General features: G+C 69.8%; 21 protein-coding genes and 5 tRNA genes. 7 read left to right on the top strand and 19 right to left on the bottom strand.

The features are described from left to right. Window position 1: 1 nt before the first annotated feature. Window positions 2–1,750, bottom strand: a complete 1,749-nt coding sequence (locus tag KCH48_RS27080; RefSeq protein ID WP_210577553.1) for a DAK2 domain-containing protein — start codon at window positions 1,748–1,750, stop codon at window positions 2–4. Between the two features lie 254 nt (window positions 1,751–2,004). Between KCH48_RS27080 and rpmB the strand changes: the two genes are divergently transcribed. Then, a complete protein-coding gene (gene rpmB, locus KCH48_RS27075; protein WP_003993230.1) occupies window positions 2,005–2,190 on the top strand; it encodes a 50S ribosomal protein L28 in 186 nt (61 codons plus the stop codon). Window positions 2,191–2,284: 94 nt separating this feature from the next. Here the strand turns inward: rpmB and thiD are convergent, their stop codons facing one another. After that, complete coding sequence (thiD, locus tag KCH48_RS27070; RefSeq protein WP_210577390.1) at window positions 2,285–3,082, bottom strand: bifunctional hydroxymethylpyrimidine kinase/phosphomethylpyrimidine kinase; 798 nt, start codon at window positions 3,080–3,082, stop codon at window positions 2,285–2,287. Then, window positions 3,079–4,044, bottom strand: a complete 966-nt coding sequence (locus KCH48_RS27065) for a thiamine-phosphate kinase (RefSeq protein WP_210577387.1) — start codon at window positions 4,042–4,044, stop codon at window positions 3,079–3,081. Before KCH48_RS27065 ends, thiD begins: the two co-directional genes overlap by 4 nt. Before the next feature lie 206 nt (window positions 4,045–4,250). On the opposite strand from KCH48_RS27065, the gene KCH48_RS27060 reads away from it, so the two are divergent. Then, window positions 4,251–4,484 carry an Lrp/AsnC family transcriptional regulator gene (locus tag KCH48_RS27060; protein ID WP_003997603.1) on the top strand — a complete coding sequence of 78 codons (234 nt, stop codon included), beginning with the start codon at window positions 4,251–4,253 and terminating at the stop codon, window positions 4,482–4,484. Between the two features lie 20 nt (window positions 4,485–4,504). Further along, window positions 4,505–4,987, top strand: coding sequence for a DUF3515 domain-containing protein (locus KCH48_RS27055; RefSeq protein ID WP_210577385.1), 483 nt, complete (start codon window positions 4,505–4,507; stop codon window positions 4,985–4,987). Window positions 4,988–5,005: 18 nt separating this feature from the next. Here KCH48_RS27055 and KCH48_RS27050 read toward each other — a convergent pair whose 3' ends face one another. From KCH48_RS27050 to KCH48_RS27040, 3 genes are all read right to left on the bottom strand, one after another. Next, window positions 5,006–6,160, bottom strand: a complete 1,155-nt coding sequence (locus KCH48_RS27050) for a D-alanine--D-alanine ligase family protein (RefSeq protein WP_210577384.1) — start codon at window positions 6,158–6,160, stop codon at window positions 5,006–5,008. Between the two features lie 70 nt (window positions 6,161–6,230). Continuing rightward, on the bottom strand, window positions 6,231–7,241 hold the full coding sequence (locus KCH48_RS27045) for an NAD(P)H-dependent glycerol-3-phosphate dehydrogenase (protein ID WP_210577382.1): 1,011 nt from the start codon (window positions 7,239–7,241) through the stop codon (window positions 6,231–6,233). Continuing rightward, window positions 7,238–8,014 (bottom strand): 1-acyl-sn-glycerol-3-phosphate acyltransferase, encoded by a 777-nt coding sequence (locus KCH48_RS27040; RefSeq protein ID WP_210577371.1) that lies wholly within the window; start codon window positions 8,012–8,014, stop codon window positions 7,238–7,240. Before KCH48_RS27040 ends, KCH48_RS27045 begins: the two co-directional genes overlap by 4 nt. 141 nt (window positions 8,015–8,155) lie before the next feature. Between KCH48_RS27040 and cofC the strand changes: the two genes are divergently transcribed. Both cofC and KCH48_RS27030 read left to right on the top strand, forming a co-directional pair. Beyond that, window positions 8,156–8,794, top strand: a complete 639-nt coding sequence (gene cofC, locus KCH48_RS27035; RefSeq protein WP_210577369.1) for a 2-phospho-L-lactate guanylyltransferase — start codon at window positions 8,156–8,158, stop codon at window positions 8,792–8,794. A gap of 91 nt (window positions 8,795–8,885) precedes the next feature. Next, complete coding sequence (locus KCH48_RS27030; protein ID WP_210577364.1) at window positions 8,886–9,089, top strand: hypothetical protein; 204 nt, start codon at window positions 8,886–8,888, stop codon at window positions 9,087–9,089. Window positions 9,090–9,178: 89 nt separating this feature from the next. Here KCH48_RS27030 and KCH48_RS27025 read toward each other — a convergent pair whose 3' ends face one another. The 4 genes from KCH48_RS27025 to leuC form a co-directional block, all read right to left on the bottom strand. After that, on the bottom strand, window positions 9,179–9,817 hold the full coding sequence (locus tag KCH48_RS27025; RefSeq protein WP_210577362.1) for an HU family DNA-binding protein: 639 nt from the start codon (window positions 9,815–9,817) through the stop codon (window positions 9,179–9,181). A gap of 138 nt (window positions 9,818–9,955) precedes the next feature. Further along, window positions 9,956–10,186, bottom strand: a complete 231-nt coding sequence (locus tag KCH48_RS27020; RefSeq protein ID WP_210577360.1) for a hypothetical protein — start codon at window positions 10,184–10,186, stop codon at window positions 9,956–9,958. Between the two features lie 288 nt (window positions 10,187–10,474). Beyond that, complete coding sequence (gene leuD / locus KCH48_RS27015) at window positions 10,475–11,068, bottom strand: 3-isopropylmalate dehydratase small subunit (RefSeq protein WP_210577551.1); 594 nt, start codon at window positions 11,066–11,068, stop codon at window positions 10,475–10,477. Between the two features lie 11 nt (window positions 11,069–11,079). Next, entirely contained in the window at window positions 11,080–12,513 is a 1,434-nt protein-coding gene (leuC, locus tag KCH48_RS27010; RefSeq protein WP_210577358.1) for a 3-isopropylmalate dehydratase large subunit, read from the bottom strand. Window positions 12,514–12,734: 221 nt separating this feature from the next. On the opposite strand from leuC, the gene ndgR reads away from it, so the two are divergent. Continuing rightward, entirely contained in the window at window positions 12,735–13,451 is a 717-nt protein-coding gene (gene ndgR, locus KCH48_RS27005) for an IclR family transcriptional regulator NdgR (protein WP_007384919.1), read from the top strand. 150 nt (window positions 13,452–13,601) lie between these two features. Here ndgR and KCH48_RS27000 read toward each other — a convergent pair. The 9 genes from KCH48_RS27000 to KCH48_RS26960 all read right to left on the bottom strand — a co-directional run bounded on the left by KCH48_RS27000 (window position 13,602) and on the right by KCH48_RS26960 (window position 17,683). Continuing rightward, a tRNA-Glu gene (locus tag KCH48_RS27000) sits at window positions 13,602–13,674 on the bottom strand. 43 nt (window positions 13,675–13,717) lie between these two features. Beyond that, window positions 13,718–13,789: transfer RNA gene (locus KCH48_RS26995), tRNA-Gln, on the bottom strand. A gap of 20 nt (window positions 13,790–13,809) precedes the next feature. Continuing rightward, window positions 13,810–13,882, bottom strand: a tRNA-Glu gene (locus tag KCH48_RS26990). Window positions 13,883–13,911: 29 nt separating this feature from the next. Continuing rightward, a tRNA-Glu gene (locus KCH48_RS26985) sits at window positions 13,912–13,984 on the bottom strand. Window positions 13,985–14,005: 21 nt separating this feature from the next. Beyond that, window positions 14,006–14,077, bottom strand: a tRNA-Gln gene (locus KCH48_RS26980). A gap of 91 nt (window positions 14,078–14,168) precedes the next feature. After that, entirely contained in the window at window positions 14,169–14,900 is a 732-nt protein-coding gene (locus KCH48_RS26975) for an HAD family hydrolase (RefSeq protein ID WP_210577356.1), read from the bottom strand. Between the two features lie 207 nt (window positions 14,901–15,107). After that, entirely contained in the window at window positions 15,108–16,601 is a 1,494-nt protein-coding gene (gene gltX / locus KCH48_RS26970) for a glutamate--tRNA ligase (protein WP_210577354.1), read from the bottom strand. After that, window positions 16,594–17,370, bottom strand: a complete 777-nt coding sequence (locus KCH48_RS26965) for a fumarylacetoacetate hydrolase family protein (protein WP_210577348.1) — start codon at window positions 17,368–17,370, stop codon at window positions 16,594–16,596. The genes gltX and KCH48_RS26965 overlap by 8 nt, the downstream gene beginning before the upstream one ends. A gap of 124 nt (window positions 17,371–17,494) precedes the next feature. Further along, window positions 17,495–17,683: a hypothetical protein gene (locus KCH48_RS26960; protein WP_210577346.1), complete on the bottom strand. Its 189-nt coding sequence runs from the start codon at window positions 17,681–17,683 to the stop codon at window positions 17,495–17,497. A 547-nt stretch (window positions 17,684–18,230) separates the two neighbouring features. Here KCH48_RS26960 and KCH48_RS26955 point away from each other — a divergent pair. Then, window positions 18,231–21,971, top strand: a complete 3,741-nt coding sequence (locus KCH48_RS26955; RefSeq protein ID WP_210577344.1) for a nitrate- and nitrite sensing domain-containing protein — start codon at window positions 18,231–18,233, stop codon at window positions 21,969–21,971. Window position 21,972 lies beyond the last annotated feature (1 nt).

The following is a 21,972-nucleotide window of genomic DNA, read 5'->3' as shown; positions in this document are numbered from 1 at the left end:
CCTACTCGACGCCGATGAGCAGCAGCGACCCCTGCCGCCCACCCCGGTACACCACCGTGTCGACGGCGAGATACACCTCCCGCACACGCGCTTCGACGCGCTCGGCGATGGCGTCGGGTGCCTCGTCACCGAGGACGAGGGTGACCATCTCGCCGCCCGCCTGGAGCATGCGGTCGATGACGGTCTCGGCGGTGGCGGTGACGTCCGAGCCGATCACGGCCACGTCGCCGTCGATGAGGCCGAGGACGTCACCGGCCTGGCAGATCCCGGCCGTGGTCCAGGACTGGCGTTCGGCGACGGTCACCTCGGCGTAGCGGGTCGCACCGGCCGCCGAGGTCATCTGGACGACGTCCTCGTCGAACCGGCGGTCCGGCTCGTGCACGGCCAGCGCCGCGATCCCCTGCACCGCCGAGCGCGTCGGGATGAGCGCCACCCGGATGCCCTCCGTGCGCGCCTGCTCGGCCGCCGCGGCGGCGGTGTGACGCAGGTCGGCGTCGTTGGGCAGCAGGACGACCTCGAGCGCGTGGGCCCGTCGTACGGCGTCGACGAGCTCCCCGCTCGCGGGCGGCTCCCCGGGGCGCGCGAGCACCGTGGTCGCGCCCGCTTCGTTGTACAGCCCGGCCAGCCCCTCGCCGGGCACCACGGCCACGACGGCACGCTGGACGCGCTCCCGGGGCGGGCGTCCGCCGCCGGTGGTGTGCACGTCGCCGACGGCGAAGTGCGTGATCCTGATCCGGTACGGCCGCCCGGCCTCCACGCCCGCTTCCACGGCGGCGCCCGCGTCGTCGACGTGCACATGGACGTTCCACAGCCCGTCGCCGCCGACCACCACGAGCGAGTCCCCGAGCGCGTCGAGCCGCTCCCGCAACCGGGTCACGGCCGCGTCCTCGGCCTCCAGCAGGTAGATCACCTCGAAGGCGGGCCCGCCCTCCTCCAGGACGGCAGCCCCGTCCAGGCAGTCAGCGGGGCTTTCGGCGGGCACGCGCGCGTGCCCGCCGTCCACCGGCGACACCACGGCCACTGACACGGGCGACGCCACGGCCACCGCCGCCGGCCGCTCCCCCGTGAACGTCTCCACCAGCGCCCCCAGCACCGCCACCAACCCCCGCCCGCCCGCGTCCACGACGCCCGCGCGCTCCAGGACGGCCAGTTGGCCCGGTGTCGCGGCGAGGGCCGCCCGCGCGCCTTCGTAGGCCGCCCGCGCGACCGTCCCGCAGTCCCCCTCGGCTCCGGTGGCGGCGTCCGCGGCGGCCGAGGCGACCGTGAGAACTGTGCCCTCCACGGGGTGGGCCACGGCCTGCCGGGCGGAGTCGGCCGCGTGCCGCAGCGCGATCCGCAGCCCCCGGGCATCACCGTGAGGGGTCTCACCAGAGGCTTCACCAAGAGAAGAGGCACCACCGTCTCCAGCGGCGGCGAGCACCTGCGCCATCCCCCGCAGCAGCTGCGCCAGAATCGTCCCGGAGTTCCCACGCGCCCCGAGCAGCGCGCCGTGCGCCATGGCCTGCACGGTGTCGGCCAGCGACGGCGCCCCCGCACCGCCCCCGACCTCGTGCCCGGTGAAGACCGCCTCGACCGCGGCGAGCGCCGACTCCACCGTCAGATACAGGTTCGTGCCGGTGTCCCCGTCGGCCACCGGGTAGACGTTGATCGCGTCGATCTCCTCACGCGACCGCCCCAGCGCCTCCAGCGCGAGACCGCACCAGGTGCGCACCGCGAGAGCATCGAAGAATGTCTGCGGCACCTGCGCCACCTGCGCCTCCTTGAGTGCTGGACGTGGCACGCAGCGTAGACCCCGGGCCGGTGGCCACCGGAAGTGGGCTGGAGCGGGGCCCTGAGCAGCCATGGTAGTTTCGTTGTACTGGCGCAGTCGTTGTATGCTGCTCCGGTTGCCCGATGCAGATCGGGCCATTTCCCTGGCAACGCCACTCAGATCTCTTTCCTGCGATCCTGATCCCGGCCTGCCGGGTTCAACCGTAAGTGCATCTGAAGTCTTTGGAGTGACCCGTGGCTGCCAACTGCGACGTCTGCGGCAAGGGGCCGGGCTTCGGCAACAACATCTCGCACTCGCACCGCCGTACGTCCCGTCGCTGGAACCCGAACATCCAGCGCGTCCGTACCGTGGTCGGCGGGACGCCGAAGCGCGTGAACGCCTGCACCTCGTGCATCAAGGCCGGCAAGGTCTCGCGCTGACGCTACGCGGTAGCGCGCGGCCACTGCTGGTTCGCTGCAGAAGCCGGTCCACCTCTGGTGGACCGGCTTTTTGCTGTACCCGCTGTACCCGCACCTAGACGTCCGCCCTGAACCGCCACCCATGATCCACCGGCCCGATCCCCCCACCGAGCGCGAACCCCGCCTCGATCGCCCCGGTGACGTACTCCTTCGCCGCTGCCACCGCCTCCGGCACCGGCAGCCCCTTCGCCAGCCCTGAAGCGATCGCCGAGGCGAGCGTGCAGCCCGTGCCGTGCGTGTGCCGGTTGTCGTGCCGGGGCGCCCGCAGCCAGTGCTCCTCCGCCCCGTCGGTGAGAAGATCCACGGCGTCCCCGGGCAGATGCCCGCCCTTGATCAGCACCCAGCGCGGCCCGTAGGCGAGAACGGCCGCCGCGGCCCCTCGCAGCTGCTCCTCCGACTCGACGCGCACGCCCGTGAGTTGGGCCACCTCGTCGAGGTTCGGCGTCGCCACCGTGGCGACCGGCAGCAGCTTCGTCCGTACGGAATCCAGCGCGGACGAGGCCAGCAGCGAGTCCCCGTGCTTGGAGACACCCACGGGGTCGATCACGGCCGGAGCGTCCGTACCGGCGATCAACTCGGCCACGGCCTCGACGAGTTCTGCGGACGCGAGCATCCCCGTCTTCACGGCCTGTACGCCGATGTCGTCGACGACGCTCCGGTACTGGGCCCGCACCGCCTCCACGGGCAGCGGCCAAGCCCCCTGCACGCCGAGGGAGTTCTGCGCGGTCACCGCGGTGACGACGCTCATGCCGTGCACGCCGAGCGCCAGCATCGTCTTCAAGTCGGCCTGGATTCCGGCGCCTCCGCCCGAGTCGGAGCCCGCGACCGTCAGCACCCTCGGCGGCGCGCTCACGACTCGATGTCCCCGAAGTGGTCCCAGCCGCCCTTGCTGGTCCACGGCGCCCCGTCGACCGTCACCTGGGGCAGCGCCGAGGGGTTGAGCACCTCGCCGATGACCTTCCAGCGGGCGGGCAGCTTCACGTCTGGCGGGAAGGTGGCCACGATCGCGTGGTCCTCTCCCCCAGTGAGCACCCACTGCATGGGGTCGACGCCGACGGCCTGCCCGATGTCGTTCATCTGGGACGGGATGTCGATCGCGCCGGAGCGGATGTCGATACGGACCTTGCTGGCCTCCGCGATATGCCCGAGGTCGGCGATCAGCCCGTCGCTCACGTCGCACATCGCGGTCGCGCCGAGCCCGGCCGCCGCGGGCCCCGCGTGATACGGCGGCTCCGGGCGCCGGTGCGCCTCCACGAAGGCCCGCGGCGAACGGAACCCGCGCGACAGCACCGCGTACCCGGCCGCCGACCAGCCCAGCCAGCCCGTCACGGCGACGATGTCCCCGGGCTGCGCACCGCCCCGTGTCACGGGCTCCTGGTTGCGCAGATCGCCGAGCGCGGTGATCGACACCACGATCATGTCGCCTCGTACGACATCCCCGCCGACCACCGACGCCCCCGCGACCTGGCACTCGTCGCGCAGCCCGTCCATCATCTCGGTCGGCCAGGCGACCGGGAGTTCGGCCGGGACGACCAGGCCGAGCAGCAGCGCGGTCGGTACGGCACCCATGGCCGCGATGTCCGCGAGGTTCTGCGCGGCGGCCTTGCGGCCCACGTCGTAGGCCGTGGACCAGTCGCGGCGGAAGTGCCGCCCCTCGACGAGGATGTCGGTGCTCGCCACGACCCTGCGGTCGGGCGCGGCGACCACCGCGGCGTCGTCGCCGGGGCCGACCCGGACCGCCGGGGTGGTGGTGAGACGGGAGGTGAGCTCCCTGATGAGCCCGAACTCCCCCAGCTCACCAACAGTGCCCTTCATTGTCCTTTCGCCCCTTCTGTGCCTGTCCGTGCCCAGTCGCGCGTCACCAGTGTCCTCGATACGGTCGAGTCGACCGTCAACTTCTGTCGTGCCTGCACCCCGGCGCGCAAGCCCCGGTCCCCGCAGGTCTCCCCGCGGCGAGCGGCGACGCGATACCGTGGCGTTCCTTTTCCCCACATGATCCTCGTGGCCGCCCTGGAGGTTCCGTGGTACAGGCGTACATCCTGATCCAGACGGAGGTCGGCAAAGCGTCGACCGTCGCCGAAACGATCAGCAAGATTCCTGGGGTTATCCAGGCCGAGGACGTGACAGGACCTTATGACGTGATCGTGCGTGCGCAAGCGGACACCGTGGACGACCTCGGCCGCATGGTGGTCGCCAAGGTCCAGCAAGTGGACGGCATCACACGAACCCTGACCTGCCCGGTCGTTCATCTGTAGCCCCCCTCTACCCTTGGCCGGTGACCTTCTTTTCCCACCGGTTCGTCGGACTGCCCACCGTCGCTGTGTTGATCACCGTCGCGGGCTGCTCCTCAGCAGACGACAGTGCCCGGGCCGCGGTTCCCGGTCCGGGCACCAAGGTCACGAAGCTGTGCCGAAACCTGGACACGGTGTTGCCGTCCAAGGTCGACGGTCTGGATCGCCGGGATCCCGAACCTGCCTCCGCGTTGACCGCGGGGTGGGGGGACCCGGCGATCATACTGCGGTGCGGTGTTGAGCGGCCTGAGGAGATGAACGACTCCGAGTCCGACGGGGTCGATGTGAACGGCGTCGGGTGGTTGCTGCAGGAGCAGGACAGCGGGGACTTCCTGTTCATCACGACGTTGCGCAAGGCATACGTGGAGGTGACCATCCCCAAGGACCGCACAGGTGACGGCATGGCGCCACTGGTCGATCTGGCGCCTGCCATCAAGAAGGCGGTGCCGGAGGGCATCGCCGACTGAGCGCAGGGGGGACCTCGGTCACCGCAAGCCCGTCGACCTGCGCAGTGCCGCCTGGATCAGCCTGTCCACCAGCTCCGGATAGCTGACTCCGCTCGCCTGCCACATCTGGGGGTACATCGAGATCGGGGTCATGCCGGGCATGGTGTTGATCTCGTTGATGACGAAGCCCTGGTCCGTGAGGAAGAAGTCGGCGCGGACGAGGCCTTCGCAGGAGGCTGCCTCGAAGGCGTCGACGGCGAGCTTCTGGACCTCGGCCGTCTCCTGAGGCGTGAGCGGCGCGGGGACGATGCCCGGGGTGGAGTCGATGTACTTGGCCTCGAAGTCGTAGTAGGCGTGGCTCTCGGGCGAGGGGATCTCGGAGGGCACCGAGGCCCGCGGGCCGTCCTCGAAGTCCAGCACCCCGCACTCGATCTCACGGCCGCGCAGCGCGGCCTCGACGAGGATCTTGGGGTCGTGGCGCTGGGCCTCGGCGATCGCGTCGTCGAGCCCGGCCAGGCCGTCGACCTTGGTGATGCCGATCGACGAACCCGCGCGCGCGGGCTTCACGAAGAGCGGCCAGCCGTGCTCGCCGGCGAAGTCGACGATCTTCTTGCGGGCGCCGGACTCGTCCTGCTCCCACTCACGGGGCCGGATCACCACGTACGGGCCGACCGCCAGCCCGAACGACGTGAACACCCGCTTCATGTACTCCTTGTCCTGGCCGACGGCCGAGGCGAGCACACCCGAGCCCACGTACGGCACTCCGGACAGCTCCAGAAGGCCCTGGAGGGTGCCGTCCTCGCCGTACGGGCCGTGCAGGACGGGGAAGACGACGTCGACCTCACCGAGCGCCTTGGGCACCGATCCGGGCTCGCTGTAGACGACTTCGCGGTTTCCCGGGTCGACGGGGAGCACCACACCGCCCTCGCTCGACTCGGCGAGCTCCGCGACGTTGGGCGTACGGCGCTCGGTGATCGCCATGCGTTCCGGTTCGTCGGCGGTGAGCGCCCAGCGGCCGTCCTGGGTGATGCCGATCGGCAGGACGTCGTACTTGGTCCGGTCGATGGCGCTGAGGACGGCGCCGGCCGTGACCACGGAGATCCCGTGTTCGGAGCTGCGTCCGCCGAACACGACGGCCACGCGCGGCTTGCGAGGCGGCTGCTGGGGGCTCTGGGGGAGGTTCTCGGTGCTCATATCGCGTTGAGGGTACCCGTTGGTAGCGCCCGGACACAGCGTCCGTATCCCGGTGTTGCCCGGGCGTCGCTCAGCGTCGTTCGGGCTTCGCGCTGCGCGACATCAGCTCCTTGAGGGCGACCACCGGAGGCTTGCCCTCGTGCACGATGCCGACGACCGTCTCCGTGATCGGCATGTCGACGCCGTGCCTGCGGGCCAGATCCAGCACGGACTCACAGGACTTGACGCCCTCGGCGGTCTGCTTGGTGACCGCGATGGTCTCCTGAAGGGTCATGCCCTTGCCGAGGTTGGTGCCGAAGGTGTGGTTGCGGGACAGCGGCGAGGAGCAGGTCGCCACCAGGTCGCCCAGGCCCGCGAGTCCGGAGAACGTCAGCGGGTCGGCGCCCATCGCGAGTCCCAGCCGGGTGGTCTCGGCGAGACCGCGCGTGATCAAGGACCCCTTCGCGTTGTCACCGAGCCCCATGCCGTCCGCGATACCGACGGCGAGGCCGATGACGTTCTTCACGGCACCGCCCAACTCGCAGCCCACCACGTCGGTGTTCGTGTACGGGCGGAAGTACGGCGTGTGGCAGGCGGCCTGGAGCCGCTGGGCCATGGCCTCGTCGGTGCAGGCGACCACGGAGGCGGCCGGCATCCGGGCGGCGATCTCCCGCGCGAGGTTGGGTCCGGTGACGACGGCGATACGGTCCTGGCCCACCTTGGCGACGTCCTCGATGACCTCGCTCATCCGCATGGCGGTGCCGAGTTCGACACCCTTCATGAGGGAGACGAGGATCGTGCCCGGTGCGAGCAGCGGCACCCACTCGGCGAGATTGCCGCGCAGGGTCTGCGAGGGGACGGACAGCACCGTGAAGTCGGCGCCGGCCGCGGCCTCGGCGGGGTCGGTGGTGGCCCGCAGGTTCTCCGGGAGCTCGATGCCGGGGAAGTACTCGGGGTTCATCCGGCTGGAGTTGATGGCGTCGGCGACCTCCGGCCGACGCGCCCAGAGGGTGACCTCGCAGCCCGCGTCGGCGAGCACCATGCCGAAGGCGGTACCCCACGAACCGGCGCTGAAGACAGCCGCCTTGACCGGCTTGCTCACGTGCCCTGCCCCTCTTCCTGTACGGCCTTGCCCTCCGTCTGGACCCTGCTCCTGCGCCGCTGCTCGATCCGTTCCTGGCGCGGGTCGTACGGCGTCTCGGGCGCCTTCTCACCGCGGATGTCCTCCAGCTGGCGAGTGATGGCGGCCATGATGACCTCGGTCGCCTCCTTCAGCAGCTCCGGGGTCATCTCCTCGTCGTAGAAGCGCGTCAGGTCGACGGGCGGGCCCGCGAGCACGTGGTGGGTCTTGCGCGGAAGGACGTTGAGCTTCTTGGCGTACGGCGGCAGCAGTTCGTTGGCGCCCCACTGGGCGACGGGAATCACCGGGCACTTGGTCTGCAGGGCAACGCGCGCGGCACCGGTCTTGGCGGTCATGGGCCACTGATCCGGGTCGCGAGTGATCGTTCCCTCCGGGTAGAACACCACGCACTCGCCGCGCTCCACGGCGGCGATCGCGGCCCGGAACGCGCTGAGCGCGTCCGTGGTTTCCCGGTAGACGGGGATCTGCCTGGTGCCGCGCATCGCGGCGCCGACGAACCCCTTCCTGAAAAGGCTGCTCTTCGCGAGGAATCGCGGAACACGGCCGGAGTTGTACTGAAAGTGCCCGTAGCCGAAGGGGTCGATGTGCGAATTGTGGTTCACCGCGGTGATAAATCCGCCCTCGGCCGGAATGTGCTCCATTCCACGCCAGTCCCGCTTGATCAGAACCACCAGCGGCGGTTTGCAGAGGACCGCTGCGAAGCGGTACCAGAAGCCGATTCTGCGGCGGGGCACGCGGACACCTTCCTCTAGGGCCTGGGGGGCCGCACAAGTGTCGCCCCAGGCCGCCGGTCTGTCGAGAACACCGTACGCCCCGGGCACCGGCCCGCCAGATGGCAGGTGACAATGGCCGCGACAAGAGAGGGACGAACGCTGGTGCAGTGGACCTTGGTAATACCCCTGAAGCCTTTGGCGCACGCCAAGAGCAGGCTCTCGGACACCGCCGCCGACGGGCTGCGCCCGGGCCTCGCCCTCGCCTTCGCCCAGGACACCGTGGCGGCCGCGCTGGCCTGCCCGGCGGTCCGTGATGTGGCGGTCGTCACGGGCGACGCCCTGGCCGGCCGTGAGCTGGCCGCACTGGGCGCCCTTATCGTCCCCGACGAACCAGCGGGCGGCCTGAACACGGCTCTGACGCACGCCGCGACGGTCGTACGGGCATGGCTCCCCCAAACTCCCCTGGCCGCACTCAACGCCGATCTTCCCGCCCTGCGCCCAGCGGAATTGGCCCGAGTCCTGAACGCGGCCGCGGAATTCCCCCGCGCTTTTCTCCCGGACGCGGCCGCAATCGGCACAACTCTGCTGGCTGCCACACCGGGCTATGAATTGCACCCACAATTCGGCACAGATTCCCGAGCCCGCCACCACTCCTCCGGCGCGGTGGAACTGACCCTGAACGCGGTGGATTCCGTACGCCAGGACGTGGACACCGGCGAGGACCTGCGCACGGCACTGGCACTGGGAGTAGGCCCAAGAACAGCGAAGGCAACGGCCCGCCTCTTGATCACAGGGTTGTAGCAGCGCCCCAAAGGGGCGCGGGGAACTGCGCGATCAGCCCCCACGGCGCCGCAGTCAACAAACAACCCCAGGCAGCCCATACTCTGTCCGCATGCAGGCCACCGCATACACCTACGACGCAACCACCCGCACCGGCAGCGTGCTGCTGGACGACGGCACCCCCCTCACCTTCGACGCCCCCGCCTTCGACGCCGGCGGCCTCCGCCTGCTCCGCCCCGGCCAGCGCGTACGCATCGAGGTCGAGGGCCCGAAGGACGCCCCGCGCATCACGCTGGTGACACTGCAAACCCTGTGACCGCGGAGCAAAACGCGGAGCAAAACACCGCGGGCCGGACTCCATGAGGGAGTCCGGCCCGGCACGTGAGTACCCCTGTGCCCCGCTTACTAGCGAGCGGTGGCCCTCTTGGCGGTGGTCTTGCGCGCGGACGACTTCTTGGCGGGGGCCTTCTTGGCCGTCGCCTTCTTCGCCGGGGCCTTCTTGGCCGTCGCCTTCTTGGCGGTGGTCTTCTTGGCCGCGGTCTTCTTGGCGGTCGCGGTGGTCTTCTTCGCGGTCGTCTTCTTGGCCGTGGTCTTCTTGGCGGCCGGCGTGGTCTTCTTCGCCGCCGCCTTCCTCGCCGTGGTCTTCTTCGCGGCGGCCGCCTTGGTGGTCTTCTTGGCCGCGGCCTTCTTGACCGTGGCCGAGGCACCGCCGGTCAGGCTGCCCTTGGGCGCCTTCTTGACGGCGACCTCGCCACCGCGCGGGAGCTTCTTCGAGCCGCTCACCAGGTCCTTGAAGCCCTGGCCCGCGCGGAAGCGCGGCACGGAGGTCTTCTTGACCCGAACCCGCTCGCCGGTCTGAGGGTTGCGGGCGTAACGGGCGGGACGGTCGACCTTCTCGAACGAACCGAAGCCGGTGACCGACACCCGCTCACCCGAGACGACCGCGCGGACGATCGCGTCCAGTACGTGGTCGACAGCATCGGCGGCCTGCTGGCGGCCGCCCATCTTGTCGGCAATCGCTTCTACGAGCTGCGCCTTGTTCACGTCTTCCCCTTCGGAGACATCGCCAGAACGAAAGTGTTCAAGCTTTTTCGCACGTTAGGCAGATATATACCGCAAATCAAACACGAAACGGGCTTATCACCCTTGTGCCGCAGCGGACTCGACGGCCTTAAGGGCTGTTCAGCGTTCCTCTTCGGGGAATCGACCCTCGTCGAGGTCGGCAGTGAACCGCTCCAGACGCCTTGTCGCATCGGCGAGATCGTGCTTGGCCGCGGCCGTAATGACCAGCAGCTTCCGGGTCAGCGCCATCCGTACGCCCTCCGGGACTTGCAGTGCGCGCACCCTTGCGTGCGCTTCCTTCAGTTGGCCCGCGACTGCCGCATAGAGCTCGAGTTGGCCGTCGTGTTCCATGCACAGATTGTGCCATCTGGGGCGAGTTGTCGCCTGCCCAGGGTGCAACTGCCGCCTCAAACGGCCTTCCGGGCACGCGCGAAAGCCGCGGCTACAAGACTCGCGTACCCCGGCAACAACCGCTCTAACGTGGGAAGTTGAAAGCACCCGCCGATCCACGCAGGGCCGTTCGGGTGCAGACAAAGCTGTACCCCCGATCGAGCTGATCGGGGGTACAGCGGGGGTGTTGTGGTGGCCGAAACTCGACTTGCGCCGAGCCTTCGGCTCAGTACATCGGGCGCTCTCGGCTCAGACCTTCAGCGTCCACGGCTTGTGCGACGGACGCTTGGCTTCGTACGCCGCGATGTCGGGCTCGTTCTGGAGCGTGATGGAGATGTCGTCCAGCCCGTTCAACAGCCGCCAGCGGGCGTTCTCGTCCAGCTCGAAGGCGGCGGTGATGCCCTCGGCACGCACCTCACGAGCCTCGAGGTCAACAGTGACCTCAGCAGTCGCGTCCTTCTCGGTGAGTTCCCACAGCGCGTCCACGATCTTCTGCTCCAGAACCACCGTGAGCAGGCCGTTCTTGAGCGAGTTACCGCGGAAGATGTCGGCGAAGCGGGACGAGATCACCGTCTTGAAGCCGTAGTTCTGCAGCGCCCAGACGGCGTGCTCGCGCGAGGAACCGGTGCCGAAGTCGGGGCCGGCGACCAGGACGCTCGCGCCCTGCCGCTCGGGCCGGTTGAGGATGAAGTTCTCGTCCTTGCGCCAGGCCTCGAACAGCCCGTCCTCGAAACCGTCCCGCGTGACCTTCTTGAGCCAGTGAGCAGGGATGATCTGGTCGGTGTCGACGTTGCTGCGACGCAGCGGGACGGCCCGGCCGGTGTGGGTGGTGAATGCTTCCATGGCCATGGTTCTCAGACTCCAGCGGGCGTACGGACGGCAGACTGGTCGTTCAGGTCGGCGGGGGACGCCAGGTGGCCGAGCACGGCGGTCGCGGCGGCGACCTGCGGCGACACCAGGTGCGTACGACCGCCCTTGCCCTGCCTGCCCTCGAAGTTGCGGTTGGAGGTGGACGCGGAGCGCTCACCGGGCGCCAGCTGGTCGGGGTTCATGCCCAGACACATCGAGCAGCCCGCGTGCCGCCATTCGGCGCCGGCCTCCTTGAAGACGAGGTCCAGTCCCTCGGAGACGGCCTGCAGACCGACCCGCGCGGAGCCCGGCACGACCAGCATCCGTACGCCGTCGGCGACTTTGCGGTCTTTCATGATCTCGGCGGCCGCACGCAGGTCCTCGATACGGCCGTTGGTGCACGAGCCTACGAAGACGGTGTCCACCTTGATGGAGCCCAGCGGCTGCCCGGCCTCCAACCCCATGTATTCCAGGGCCTTTTCGGCGGCGTGGCGCTCCGAAGCGTCTTCGTACGAAGCAGGGTCGGGGACCGCGCTCGAAAGCGGCGCGCCCTGGCCGGGGTTGGTGCCCCAGGTGACGAACGGGGACAGCTCGTCGGCGTTGATGAGGACCTCGGCGTCGAAGACGGCGTCCTCGTCGGTGCGCAGCGTCTTCCAGTACTCCACCGCCGCGTCCCAGTCGGCGCCCTCGGGCGCGTGCGGGCGGCCCTTGAGGTAGTCGAAGGTGGTCTCGTCGGGGGCGATCATGCCAGCGCGGGCGCCGGCCTCGATCGACATGTTGCAGATGGTCATCCGGGCCTCCATCGAGAGCTTCTCGATGGCGGGGCCGCGGTACTCCAGGATGTAGCCCTGGCCGCCGCCCGTACCGATCTTGGCGATGATCGCCAGGATCAGGTCCTTGGCCGTGACGCCGTCGGGCAGTTCGCCCTCGACGGTGATGGCCATGGTCTTGGGGCGGGCCAGCGGCAGCGTCTGGGTGGCCAGGACGTGCTCGACCTGGGAGGTGCCGATGCCGAACGCCAGCGCGCCGAAGGCGCCGTGCGTAGAGGTGTGGGAGTCACCGCACACGACGGTCGTGCCGGGCTGGGTGAGGCCCAGCTGCGGTCCGACGACATGGACGACGCCCTGCTCGACGTCGCCCAGCGGGTGCAGACGTACGCCGAAGTCAGCGCAGTTCTTGCGCAGCGTCTCCAGCTGGATCCGGGAGACCGGGTCGGCGATGGGCTTGTCGATGTCGAGGGTCGGGGTGTTGTGGTCCTCGGTTGCGATGGTCAGGTCGAGCCGGCGCACCTGGCGACCGCTCTTGCGCAGACCGTCGAAGGCCTGCGGGCTGGTCACTTCGTGCAGCAGGTGCAGATCGATGAAGAGGAGGTCGGGCTCGCCCTCTGCGCGCCGGACGACATGGTCGTCCCAGACCTTCTCCGCGAGTGTCCTACCCATCGCTTTCCCTCCGGCCGGCCAGAGTTGCGCCGACCCAACTAGAGATCTTGAGGAGGCGGCGACGCCCCAGATGAGGCGGCTCGCCCTGACGCCCCTGTTCGCGGACGCCCACCGCCGGGCCCGTTGGTCCGCGGGCCGCTGTGCCTTCGTGTCTTCCAGAGTGGCGTGTTCCATGGAAAATTGAACTTGCGTTTCACAGAGTGAGACGCGAGTATCGTTTCATGGACAACAGTAGCGGCGTCGGCGTTCTGGACAAGGCAGCCCTTGTCCTGAGCGCCCTGGAGTCCGGTCCGGCCACCCTCGCGGGTCTGGTCGCGGCGACCGGGCTGGCACGACCCACGGCGCACCGCCTGGCCGTGGCTCTGGAACACCACCGTATGGTGGCGCGCGACATGCAGGGCCGTTTCATTCTCGGCCCGCGCCTGGCAGAACTGGCCGCGGCCGCCGGCGAGGACCGTCTCCTCGCCACCGCGGGCCCGGTGCTCACCCACCTCCGGGACATCACGGGCGAGAGCGCGCAGCTCTACCGCCGCCAGGGCGACATGCGCATCTGCGTCGCCGCGGCGGAGCGCCTGTCCGGCCTCCGGGACACGGTCCCGGTCGGCTCGACGCTCACCATGAAAGCGGGCTCCTCCGCCCAGATCCTCATGGCCTGGGAGGAGCCGGAGCGCCTGCACCGCGGCCTCCAGGGCGCCCGCTTCACCGCCACCGCGCTCTCGGGAGTACGACGCCGGGGCTGGGCCCAGTCCATCGGTGAGCGCGAGCCGGGCGTCGCGTCCGTCTCCGCGCCCGTACGTGGCCCGTCGAACCGCGTGGTGGCCGCCGTATCGGTCTCCGGCCCCATCGAGCGCCTCACCCGCCACCCGGGCCGTATGCACGCCCAGGCGGTCATCGACGCCGCGGCCCGCCTCTCCGAGGCCCTGCGCCGCACCGGCTGACGTTTCGGGGACACCCCCGGGGAGGGCCGCCTCAACGCCGCGGCAGCCCCTCCCGGATCCCTCCTGGGACATCGAACTGACGCTGCCGTACGCCCGGTTGACGCATGACGACGAAGGCCCCCCACCGAAGTGGAGGGCCTTCACTGTGTGTACCCCCGACCGGATTCGAACCGGCGCTACCGCCTTGAGAGGGCGGCGTGCTAGGCCGCTACACAACGGGGGCGAGGATCTTGCGAGCGTTTGATGTGCACCGCCGCAGATCCGAGCTGGTCTACCAGGACTCGAACCTAGACTAACTGAACCAGAATCAGTCGTGCTGCCAATTACACCATAGACCAATGTGGTTTAGACCAGTTTGTACCCCCGACCGGATTCGAACCGGCGCTACCGCCTTGAGAGGGCGGCGTGCTAGGCCGCTACACAACGGGGGCCCTAGCGATCATCTCGGCGGAGATCGCCGTACCCCCGACCGGATTCGAACCGGCGCTACTGCCTTGAGAGGGCAGCGTGCTAGGCCGCTACACAACGGGGGCTTTGCAGATGAGCTCTGCGAGCTGGCCTACCTGGACTCGAACCAAGACTAACTGAACCAGAATCAGTCGTGCTGCCAATTACACCATAGGCCACTGGAACGCAAGCCCCTCAGGGGATCTCGTTCTAGCTTGCGCCTCCGGTTTCCGGCCTCTCGGCCCGCTCTCCGGCGGCGCAGGAAGAACATTACCCGAAGGTGGACGGGGCTCCAAAACGGGTATCCGCGCCGAGCAGCGCGGGGAGTTCGGCGAGCGAGGCGATCCGGTGCGGGCCTGCGAGGGCGTCAGCCCCGGTGCACACGCCGTCACGGTCGATCCACACCGAGAGCAGTCCGGCCTCCGCGGCACCCTGCCCGTCGATCTCCGGGTGATCGCCCACGTACGCCACGTGCCGCGGGGCGAGGTCCAGGGCTTCGCAGGCCGCGTGGAAGGCGCCGGCCTCCGGCTTGGAGACACCGAGTTCCGCGGCGCACAGGATGCTCTCGAAGCGGTCGTGCACGCCGAGAACGCGCAGCTTGCGGTCCTGGACATGGATGCTGGAGTTGGACAGCACCGCGTGCCGGTGGCTGGCGGCGAGGGCGTCCAGGGCGGGCAGTACGTCCGGGAAGAGCGCCCAGGCGGCCTCGTAGTGCGCGATGTACCGCAGAAACCAGGCGTCGGCCTCGGCGTCGGTCAGCTCCTCGCCCAGGAACACCCGCACCCGGTCCCGGCGCTGCCCCTCGAACGACGCCTCCCCCGCGGCGAACCGCGCCCACTGCCGGTCCGTGACCTCTCGCCAACGCACCAGGGCCTGCTCCACGGACTCGTCTCCGCCGAGCAGGCCCTCAGCCACCAGGTGCGCGCGCATTCCGGCACGGTCGGCCGTGGTGTAGTCGAAGAGCGTGTCGTCCACGTCCCACACCACGGCCCGAATGCTCATGATCCGACGGTAACCCGGTGCCGGGCGGCTCGTCCGGGGAACGCGTCAGCTGTGCGCGCCCCACCAGCTCGGTGGTGCGGAGCATGGGCCCGAGCCAGTTCGTGAGCCTGTTGTCGGCCGACACCGTGGACAAGGACCCCGCGACAGCCAGCAGCAAGGCGCTGAGGGCGGGGGCCGAAGCCTCCGCCCCGCACAGCTGTCGGAGCTCTACGCCGCCAGCCTCGCCAGGGCCGCGTCGATGCGGGCCAGGGTCTTCTCCTTGCCCAGGATCTCCAGGGATTCGAAGAGCGGGAGACCGACCGTGCGGCCGGTGACGGCGACGCGGACCGGGGCCTGGGCCTTGCCGAGCTTGAGGCCGTGGGTCTCGCCGGCGGCCAGGACGGCCTCCTTCAACGACTCCGCCGAGGTCCAGTCCGCGGACTCCAGCTTCTCGCGGGCCGTACGCAGAAGGGCGTCACTGCCCTCCTTCATCGCCTTCGTCCAGGACGGCTCGTCGAAGACCGGCTCGGAGAGGAACAGGAAGTCGACGTTGTCCGTGATTTCGGAGAGGACCTTGAGGCGGGTCTGTGCGTGCGGGGCGATCTCGTGCCACTTCGCCTCGTCGAAGGCCTCCGGGGCCCACGGTGCGAAGGGGGCCCGCAGCCATGGCGCGCAGCGTTCCGTGAAGTCCTTCACATCCAGCAGGCGGATGTGGTCGCCGTTGATCGCCTCGCACTTCTTCAGGTCGAAGCGGGCCGGGTTGGGGTTCACGTCCGCGATGTCGAAGGCCGCGACCATCTCGTCCATCGTGAAGATGTCCTGGTCGGCGGAGAGTGACCAGCCAAGGAGGGAGAGGTAGTTGAGCAGGCCCTCGGGGAGGAAGCCGCGCTCGCGGTAGAGGTTGAGCGAGGACTGCGGGTCACGCTTGGAGAGCTTCTTGTTTCCCTCGCCCATCACATACGGCAGGTGACCGAAGGACGGGATCTCCTTCGCGATGCCGAGCTCGATCAGCGCCTTGTACAGGGCGATCTGCCGCGGTGTGGAGGAGAGCAGGTCCTCGCCGCGCAGGACGTGGGTGATCTCCATCAGCGCGTCGTCGACCGGGTTCACCAGCGTGTACAGGGGCGCGCCATTGGCTCGTACGATCCCGTAGTCCGGGACGTTCTCCGGGGTGAACGTCAGCTCGCCGCGGACCAGGTCCGTGAAGGTGATCGTCTCGTCTGGCATCCGGAAGCGGACGATGGGCGTGCGGCCCTGTGCCTGGAACTCGGCGACCTGCTGTGCGGTCAGCTCGCGGCAGTGGCCGTCGTAGCCGGACGGCTTGCCGGCGGCGCGGGCGGCCTCGCGGCGGGTGTCCAGCTCCTCCTGGGAGCAGTAGCAGTAGTAGGCGTGGCCGGCCTCGATGAGCTTCTGCGCGACGTCCTTGTAGAGGTCCATGCGCTGCGACTGGCGGTACGGCGCGTGCGGGCCGCCGACCTCGGGGCCCTCGTCCCAGTCGAAGCCGAGCCAGCGCATCGAGTCGAGCAGCTGGGTGTACGACTCCTCGGAGTCGCGGGCCGCGTCGGTGTCCTCGATACGGAATACGAATTGAGCACCGCTGCCGCCGTGGTGGCGGGCGAACGCCCAGTTGAACAGGGCGGTGCGGACCAGGCCCACGTGCGGGTTACCGGTGGGCGAGGGGCAGAAACGGACGCGTACGGGGGAGCCGGGTGCGCTAGCCACGCTTGACAACCTTGTTGGTGAGAGTGCCGATGCCTTCGATGGTGACGGCGACCTCGTCGCCGACGCTGAGGGGGCCGACCCCTGCCGGGGTGCCCGTGAGGATCACGTCGCCGGGGAGCAGCGTCATGGCCTCGGAGATGTTGACGATCAGCTCCTCGATCGAGTGGATCATCTCGGTGGTGCGGCCCAGTTGGCGCTGTTGGCCGTTGACCGTGAGCTGGATGGTGAGGTCGCTGGGGTCGAGGTCGGTCTCCACCCAGGGGCCGAGCGGGCAGGCGGTGTCGAAGCCCTTGGCCCGGGCCCACTGCTTCTCGCGTTTCTGCACGTCGCGGGCGGTGATGTCGTTGGCGCAGGTGTAGCCGAGGATGACGTCCTTGACGCGCTCGCGGGGGACCTCGCGGCACATGCGGCCGATGACGACGGCCAGTTCGGCCTCGTGGTGGAGGTCCTCGGAGAAGGACGGGTACTGGATCTCGTCGCCGGGGCCGATCACCGAGGTGGACGGCTTGAAGAAGGCGAAGGGGGCGTCGGGCACCTCGTTGCCCAGCTCCCGCGCGTGCTCGGCGTAGTTGCGGCCGAAGGCCACGACCTTGTTGGGGAGTACCGGCGGCAGGAGCCTGACCTTGCTCAGCGGGACCTTCGTACCGGAGAGCTCGAAGTCCGCGAACGGGATGCCCTTGATGATGTCCAGGACGAGCTCGTCCGGCTTGTCACCCTCGACCACGCCGAAGGCGACGTTCCCGTCGATGGAGAATCTGGCGATGCGCACGGGATGCTTGGCCCCTTGACTGAACCGACTGAAGTCTGACGCTCCAGGCTAGCGCGGCGGGGCGGACCCGAGGGGCGGGCGCCTCGCGCATGGTCGCGGGCGCCCTGGGCGTCGTACGGAGCGGTTACCGCGCGGCGGTGGCCTGGGCCGGGATGTCCATGAGGACGGTGCGGCGGGGGTTGGCCGTGTGGGCCGGGAGTTCGACGGAGTGCTCCGGGTGGTCCGGGGTGTGCAGGTCGTCGGCGTCCTCGAGGTGCGCCAGCGTCGTGCGCCGCGGGTTGGCTATCGTGCGGAACATCATCGTCGTCTTCACGGGTGTCAGGTGCCTTCACAGTTGGGCTGCTGTTGTAAAGCGTCAGGCTAAACATGCAATTCCCTTCTGAAGACATCCAGACTCAATGATCGCCGTGTGAGTTTGCTCACGGATCAATGGGCAAACCGGTCAATTCAGGCCCGCAGTCGACCCCCATGAAACGGACATTGGCTGCCTGAAGCCCGCATTCCGCTCCCGATCATGGCGACTGGGACTCCCCCGCTGACCGGTGACTCGATGCGGTAAGTCCGTTTTGCGGCGGATCACTTTCTACGTCCGGTGACGCAGCCCTCACGTGGTGTCACGGAGGTCACAGCCTGACCCACGGGCCTTGTTGGAGATCCTGCACTGTGCTGGAATTCCACGGACCGCCGCAGGATCGAGCCGGCGCACAGGGGGCGCGACGAGCGCCGAGCGGCGGTGAGAAGGGGGAGCCAGCGCCGGTCACTCACGACCACCGGGGGGCGCAAATTCAGGGCGCCCCCTACGACGCCGACACCGTCCTTCCGTTCACGGAGGGGCGCCTGGTCCAGAGGTTGCGACGCTAGTGCAGGGACGTTTCAAGAGGGATGGCAGTGCTTCGGCGGAGCCGGAGCCGCACGGCGGGACTGGCCCCAATGCCGGCAGTTCCTCGCCCCAGCACGCCCAGAACCCGGGCCTGGCGTCCGGCGACGGCGGGCGTGGTGGCGCGTCCGCAGCTTCCGGCGCCACGGCATCCACCGGAGCCACGGGCTCCCCGGGCACCGGGGACTCCACGGCACCGACCGTGAAGCCGCCGAAGGGCGCCTCCGGCCCCGGATCGCGAATAGCCCTGCGCAACTGGCGCATCTCCACGCGTCTGGTGTCGCTGCTCGCGCTCCCGGTGGTCGCGGCCACCTCGCTGGGCGCACTGCGCATCAGCGACAACATGAACGACATCCAGCAGCTCGACAACATGAAGCTGCTGACGGACATGACCAAGCAGGCCACCGAACTGGCCGCCGCGCTCCAGGAGGAGCGCGACCAGTCCGCGGGCCCGCTGGCGCACGGCGCCAACGCGACCACCGACGTCGGGGTCAAGGGCCTGCGGGTCAAGACCGACCGCTCCATGGACAACTTCCGCGACGCCGCGGAACTGGTCGACGCGTCCAGCAAGGACGGTGACCTCCAGGGCGTCCGCGACAGCCTCGTCGGCCTGGTCGGCGACTTGAGCAACCTGGCGAAGATCCGTGAGAGCGCGTACGAGGCCGAGCGCAACTCCACCCAGACGGTCGAGGCCTACCACCGTCTGATCACCCACCTGCTCGACCTCTCGCAGGACATGGCGGAGGCCACCAGCAACCCCGAGATGATCCAGCGCACCCGTGCGCTGGCCTCGTTCTCCTCCGCCAAGGAGTACGCCTCCGTCCAGCGCGCGGTCATCGCCGCGGCACTGCCGCAGGACCCCAAGAGCTCGAACAGCAACCTCTCGGAGAACGACCGGCTGTACGCCGAGTCGGCGCTGGAGAGCGAGAAGTCCGAGCTGCTGAGCTTCCGGAGCATCTACGGCGCGGACAGCGCCGCCTCGCTGCTCGAGCCGATCGAAGACGGCAACCCGACGATCGAGTCCGCCGACACCTACGCCGACCGTGCGCTCAGCCAGGCGAACGGTCTGGCCGACCTGGAGAAGCGTTCCTACCTGGACTGGGTCGACGCCAGCTCGTCCAAGATCGACCAGATGGACCTCATCGAGACCACGCTGCTCGGGCAGATGGAGCAGAAGGCCCGCGAGCTGCGCGCCGAGTCGGAGCGCGAAGCGATCATCTCCGGTGCGCTGATCCTGCTCGTGCTCGGTGTCTCGCTGGTCGGCGCGTTCGTCGTGGCCCGGTCCATGATCCGCTCGCTGCGCAGGCTGCAGGAGACCGCGACCAAGGTCGCCCAGGACCGCCTGCCCGAGCTGGTCAAGCAGCTGTCCGAGTCCGACCCGCAGGACGTCGACACCTCCGTCGAGTCGGTCGGTGTGCACTCCCGGGACGAGATCGGCAAGGTGGCCGCGGCCTTCGACGACGTGCACCGCGAGGCGGTCCGCCTCGCCGCTGAGCAGGCCCTGCTGCGGGGCAACGTCAACGCGATGTTCACCAACCTCTCGCGCCGCTCCCAGGGTCTGATCCAGCGCCAGCTGTCGCTGATCTCCGAGCTGGAGTCCCGCGAGGCCGACCCGGACCAGCTGTCCTCGCTGTTCAAGCTCGACCACCTCGCGACCCGCATGCGCCGTAACGGTGAGAACCTCCTCGTTCTCGCCGGTGAAGAGCCCGGCCGCCGCTGGACCCGCCCGGTCCCGCTGGTCGACGTGCTCCGCGCCGCCGCCTCCGAGGTGGAGCAGTACGAGCGCATCGAGCTGGCCTCCGTGCCGACCACTGAAGTGGCCGGCCGCGTGGTCAACGACCTCGTGCACCTGCTCGCCGAGCTCCTTGAGAACGCCACCTCGTTCTCCTCGCCGCAGACCAAGGTCAAGGTCACCGGTCACGCGCTGCCCGACGGCCGCGTGCTGATCGAGATCCACGACACCGGTATCGGCCTCTCCCCCGAGGACCTCGCCGCGATCAACGAGCGGCTCGCCTCGCCGCCCACCGTGGACGTGTCGGTCTCCCGCCGCATGGGTCTGTTCGTGGTCGGCCGCCTTTCGCAGCGGCACGGCATCCGTATTCAGCTGCGCCCGTCCGACTCCGGTGGTACGACCGCGCTGGTCATGCTCCCCGTCGATGTCGCCCAGGGCGGCAAGAAGCCGCAGCCCAAGCCCGGCCAGGGTGGCGCCGGTTCCTCCGGCGGTCCGGCCGCGGCGCAGGCTGCCGCCGGTGTCGCCGCGGCCCGTCGCGGAGGCGCGGGTCAGGGTGGCGGTGCTCTTGGTGCCGGTGCTCCCGGTGGGCGGCTCGGTGCCGCTCCGGGGCCGCGGGCCGCGCTGCCGGGCAGCGGTGGCGGTCCGGGTGGACGTCCCGAGCCGGGTGCGCGCGGGCCGCAGGGTCCGTCGGCGCCTCAGCAGGGCGGTCGGCCGGCTCCGGCCGGTGCGGGTGCCGGCTTCGGCGGCCAGGCACCGGGTGCCCCGCAGGGCCTGACGGCCGCGGGCACGGGCGGGCCGGCACAGGGTCAGAACGCGCAGGACGCCGTATCGAACAAGGAATCCGGGCGAGGCAGCGGGCGCCGTGGCCGTCGGCCGCAGCTGCCGCCGCGGGGCGGGGCACGGGCCGAGCTGCCGGGCGGTAACGCGCAGCAGCCGCGCACGCCGAGCTGGAGCGACGAGAACGCGCAGCCGTCGGTGTCGCGCGCCTCGCTCGACACCCCGCGCGGGCACGACGAGCAGCGCGACCCGTCGCAGACCGCCCCGATGCCACGGATCGACGACCGGCACGGCCCGGCCTCGACCTCCGGGTTCCCGGCCGTTCCGCGAAGCGAGGGCCGGCAGGGCCCCGCGGACTTCGGCGCCCCGCAGCAGCCGGGTGCGAACGGGCCGCAGAACACCGGGCAGTTCACGCGTCCGGGCACCAGCGCCCCGAATCACACCGGTGAGTTCCCCCGGCCGGACCAGAACTCCGGTGAGTTCCCGCGCCCCGGAGCGGCTCCGCAGAACCCCGGCTCCGGCCAGGACACGGGCCAGTTCGTCCGCCCGGACGTCTTCGGCCCGGGCGGGAACCAGCCGGCCCCGCAGGGGTACGACAACAACGGCTCCACCGGCGGTTACGGCTACCCGCCGCAGCCCGGTCGGCAGAACCCGGCGAGCGCCAACGGCACCAACGGCTACGGTGCCGGGCGTCCGCCCGTACCGCCGCGTCCGCAGCAGCGGCCCACCCGCCAGGAGCCTGAGGCGCTGCCGCCGGCCGGCCCGGGTGACGGACGCACGCCGCTGTACGACACTCTCGAGACCAACTGGTTCCACGGTCAGGGCAGCCAGGGCGGACCGCAGCAGGGCAACGGCTCGGCTCCCCCGCCGGCCGCCCCGTCGCAGCCGCCGCACGCTCCCGCCCCTCAGCGTCCCGCAACCGGCAACTGGCGCAGCTCGCCGAATGACGATCTCATTCGGCAGGCAGAGCGCGTACGGCAGCCGGCCGCGGGCGGAGTCACCACCTCCGGCCTGCCGCGCCGGGTACCCAGGGCGAACCTCGTCCCGGGTACGGCTCAGCAGCAACAGCACAACAGCGGTCCGCAGGTCTCCCGTGCGCCTGATGACGTACGCGGCCGGCTGACCAATCTCCGTCGGGGTATTTCGCAGGGTCGCCAGGCCGGTAGCGGTCAGACCGGCAGCTTCCCGAACCCCACTCACCAGCAGGAGCGTTAGT

This window comes from Streptomyces sp. GESEQ-4, assembly GCF_017948455.1.
Classification (GTDB): domain Bacteria; phylum Actinomycetota; class Actinomycetes; order Streptomycetales; family Streptomycetaceae; genus Streptomyces.
Note: the sequence above shows the minus strand (reverse complement) of the source record. Positions and strands in the feature narration are given on the sequence as shown.

Excerpts from the sequence above, each read along its gene's own strand:
- KCH48_RS27065 (WP_210577387.1), bottom strand. The coding sequence starts at position 4,044 with ATGAAGGGCACTGTTGGTGAGCTGGGGGAGTTCGGGCTCATCAGGGAG.
- KCH48_RS27050 (WP_210577384.1), bottom strand. The coding sequence starts at position 6,160 with ATGAGCACCGAGAACCTCCCCCAGAGCCCCCAGCAGCCGCCTCGCAAG.
- KCH48_RS27030 (WP_210577364.1), top strand. The coding sequence starts at position 8,886 with ATGCAGGCCACCGCATACACCTACGACGCAACCACCCGCACCGGCAGC.
- KCH48_RS27020 (WP_210577360.1), bottom strand. The coding sequence starts at position 10,186 with ATGGAACACGACGGCCAACTCGAGCTCTATGCGGCAGTCGCGGGCCAA.
- leuD (WP_210577551.1), bottom strand. The coding sequence starts at position 11,068 with ATGGAAGCATTCACCACCCACACCGGCCGGGCCGTCCCGCTGCGTCGC.
- leuC (WP_210577358.1), bottom strand. The coding sequence starts at position 12,513 with ATGGGTAGGACACTCGCGGAGAAGGTCTGGGACGACCATGTCGTCCGG.
- ndgR (WP_007384919.1), top strand. The coding sequence starts at position 12,735 with ATGGACAACAGTAGCGGCGTCGGCGTTCTGGACAAGGCAGCCCTTGTC.
- KCH48_RS26975 (WP_210577356.1), bottom strand. The coding sequence starts at position 14,900 with ATGAGCATTCGGGCCGTGGTGTGGGACGTGGACGACACGCTCTTCGAC.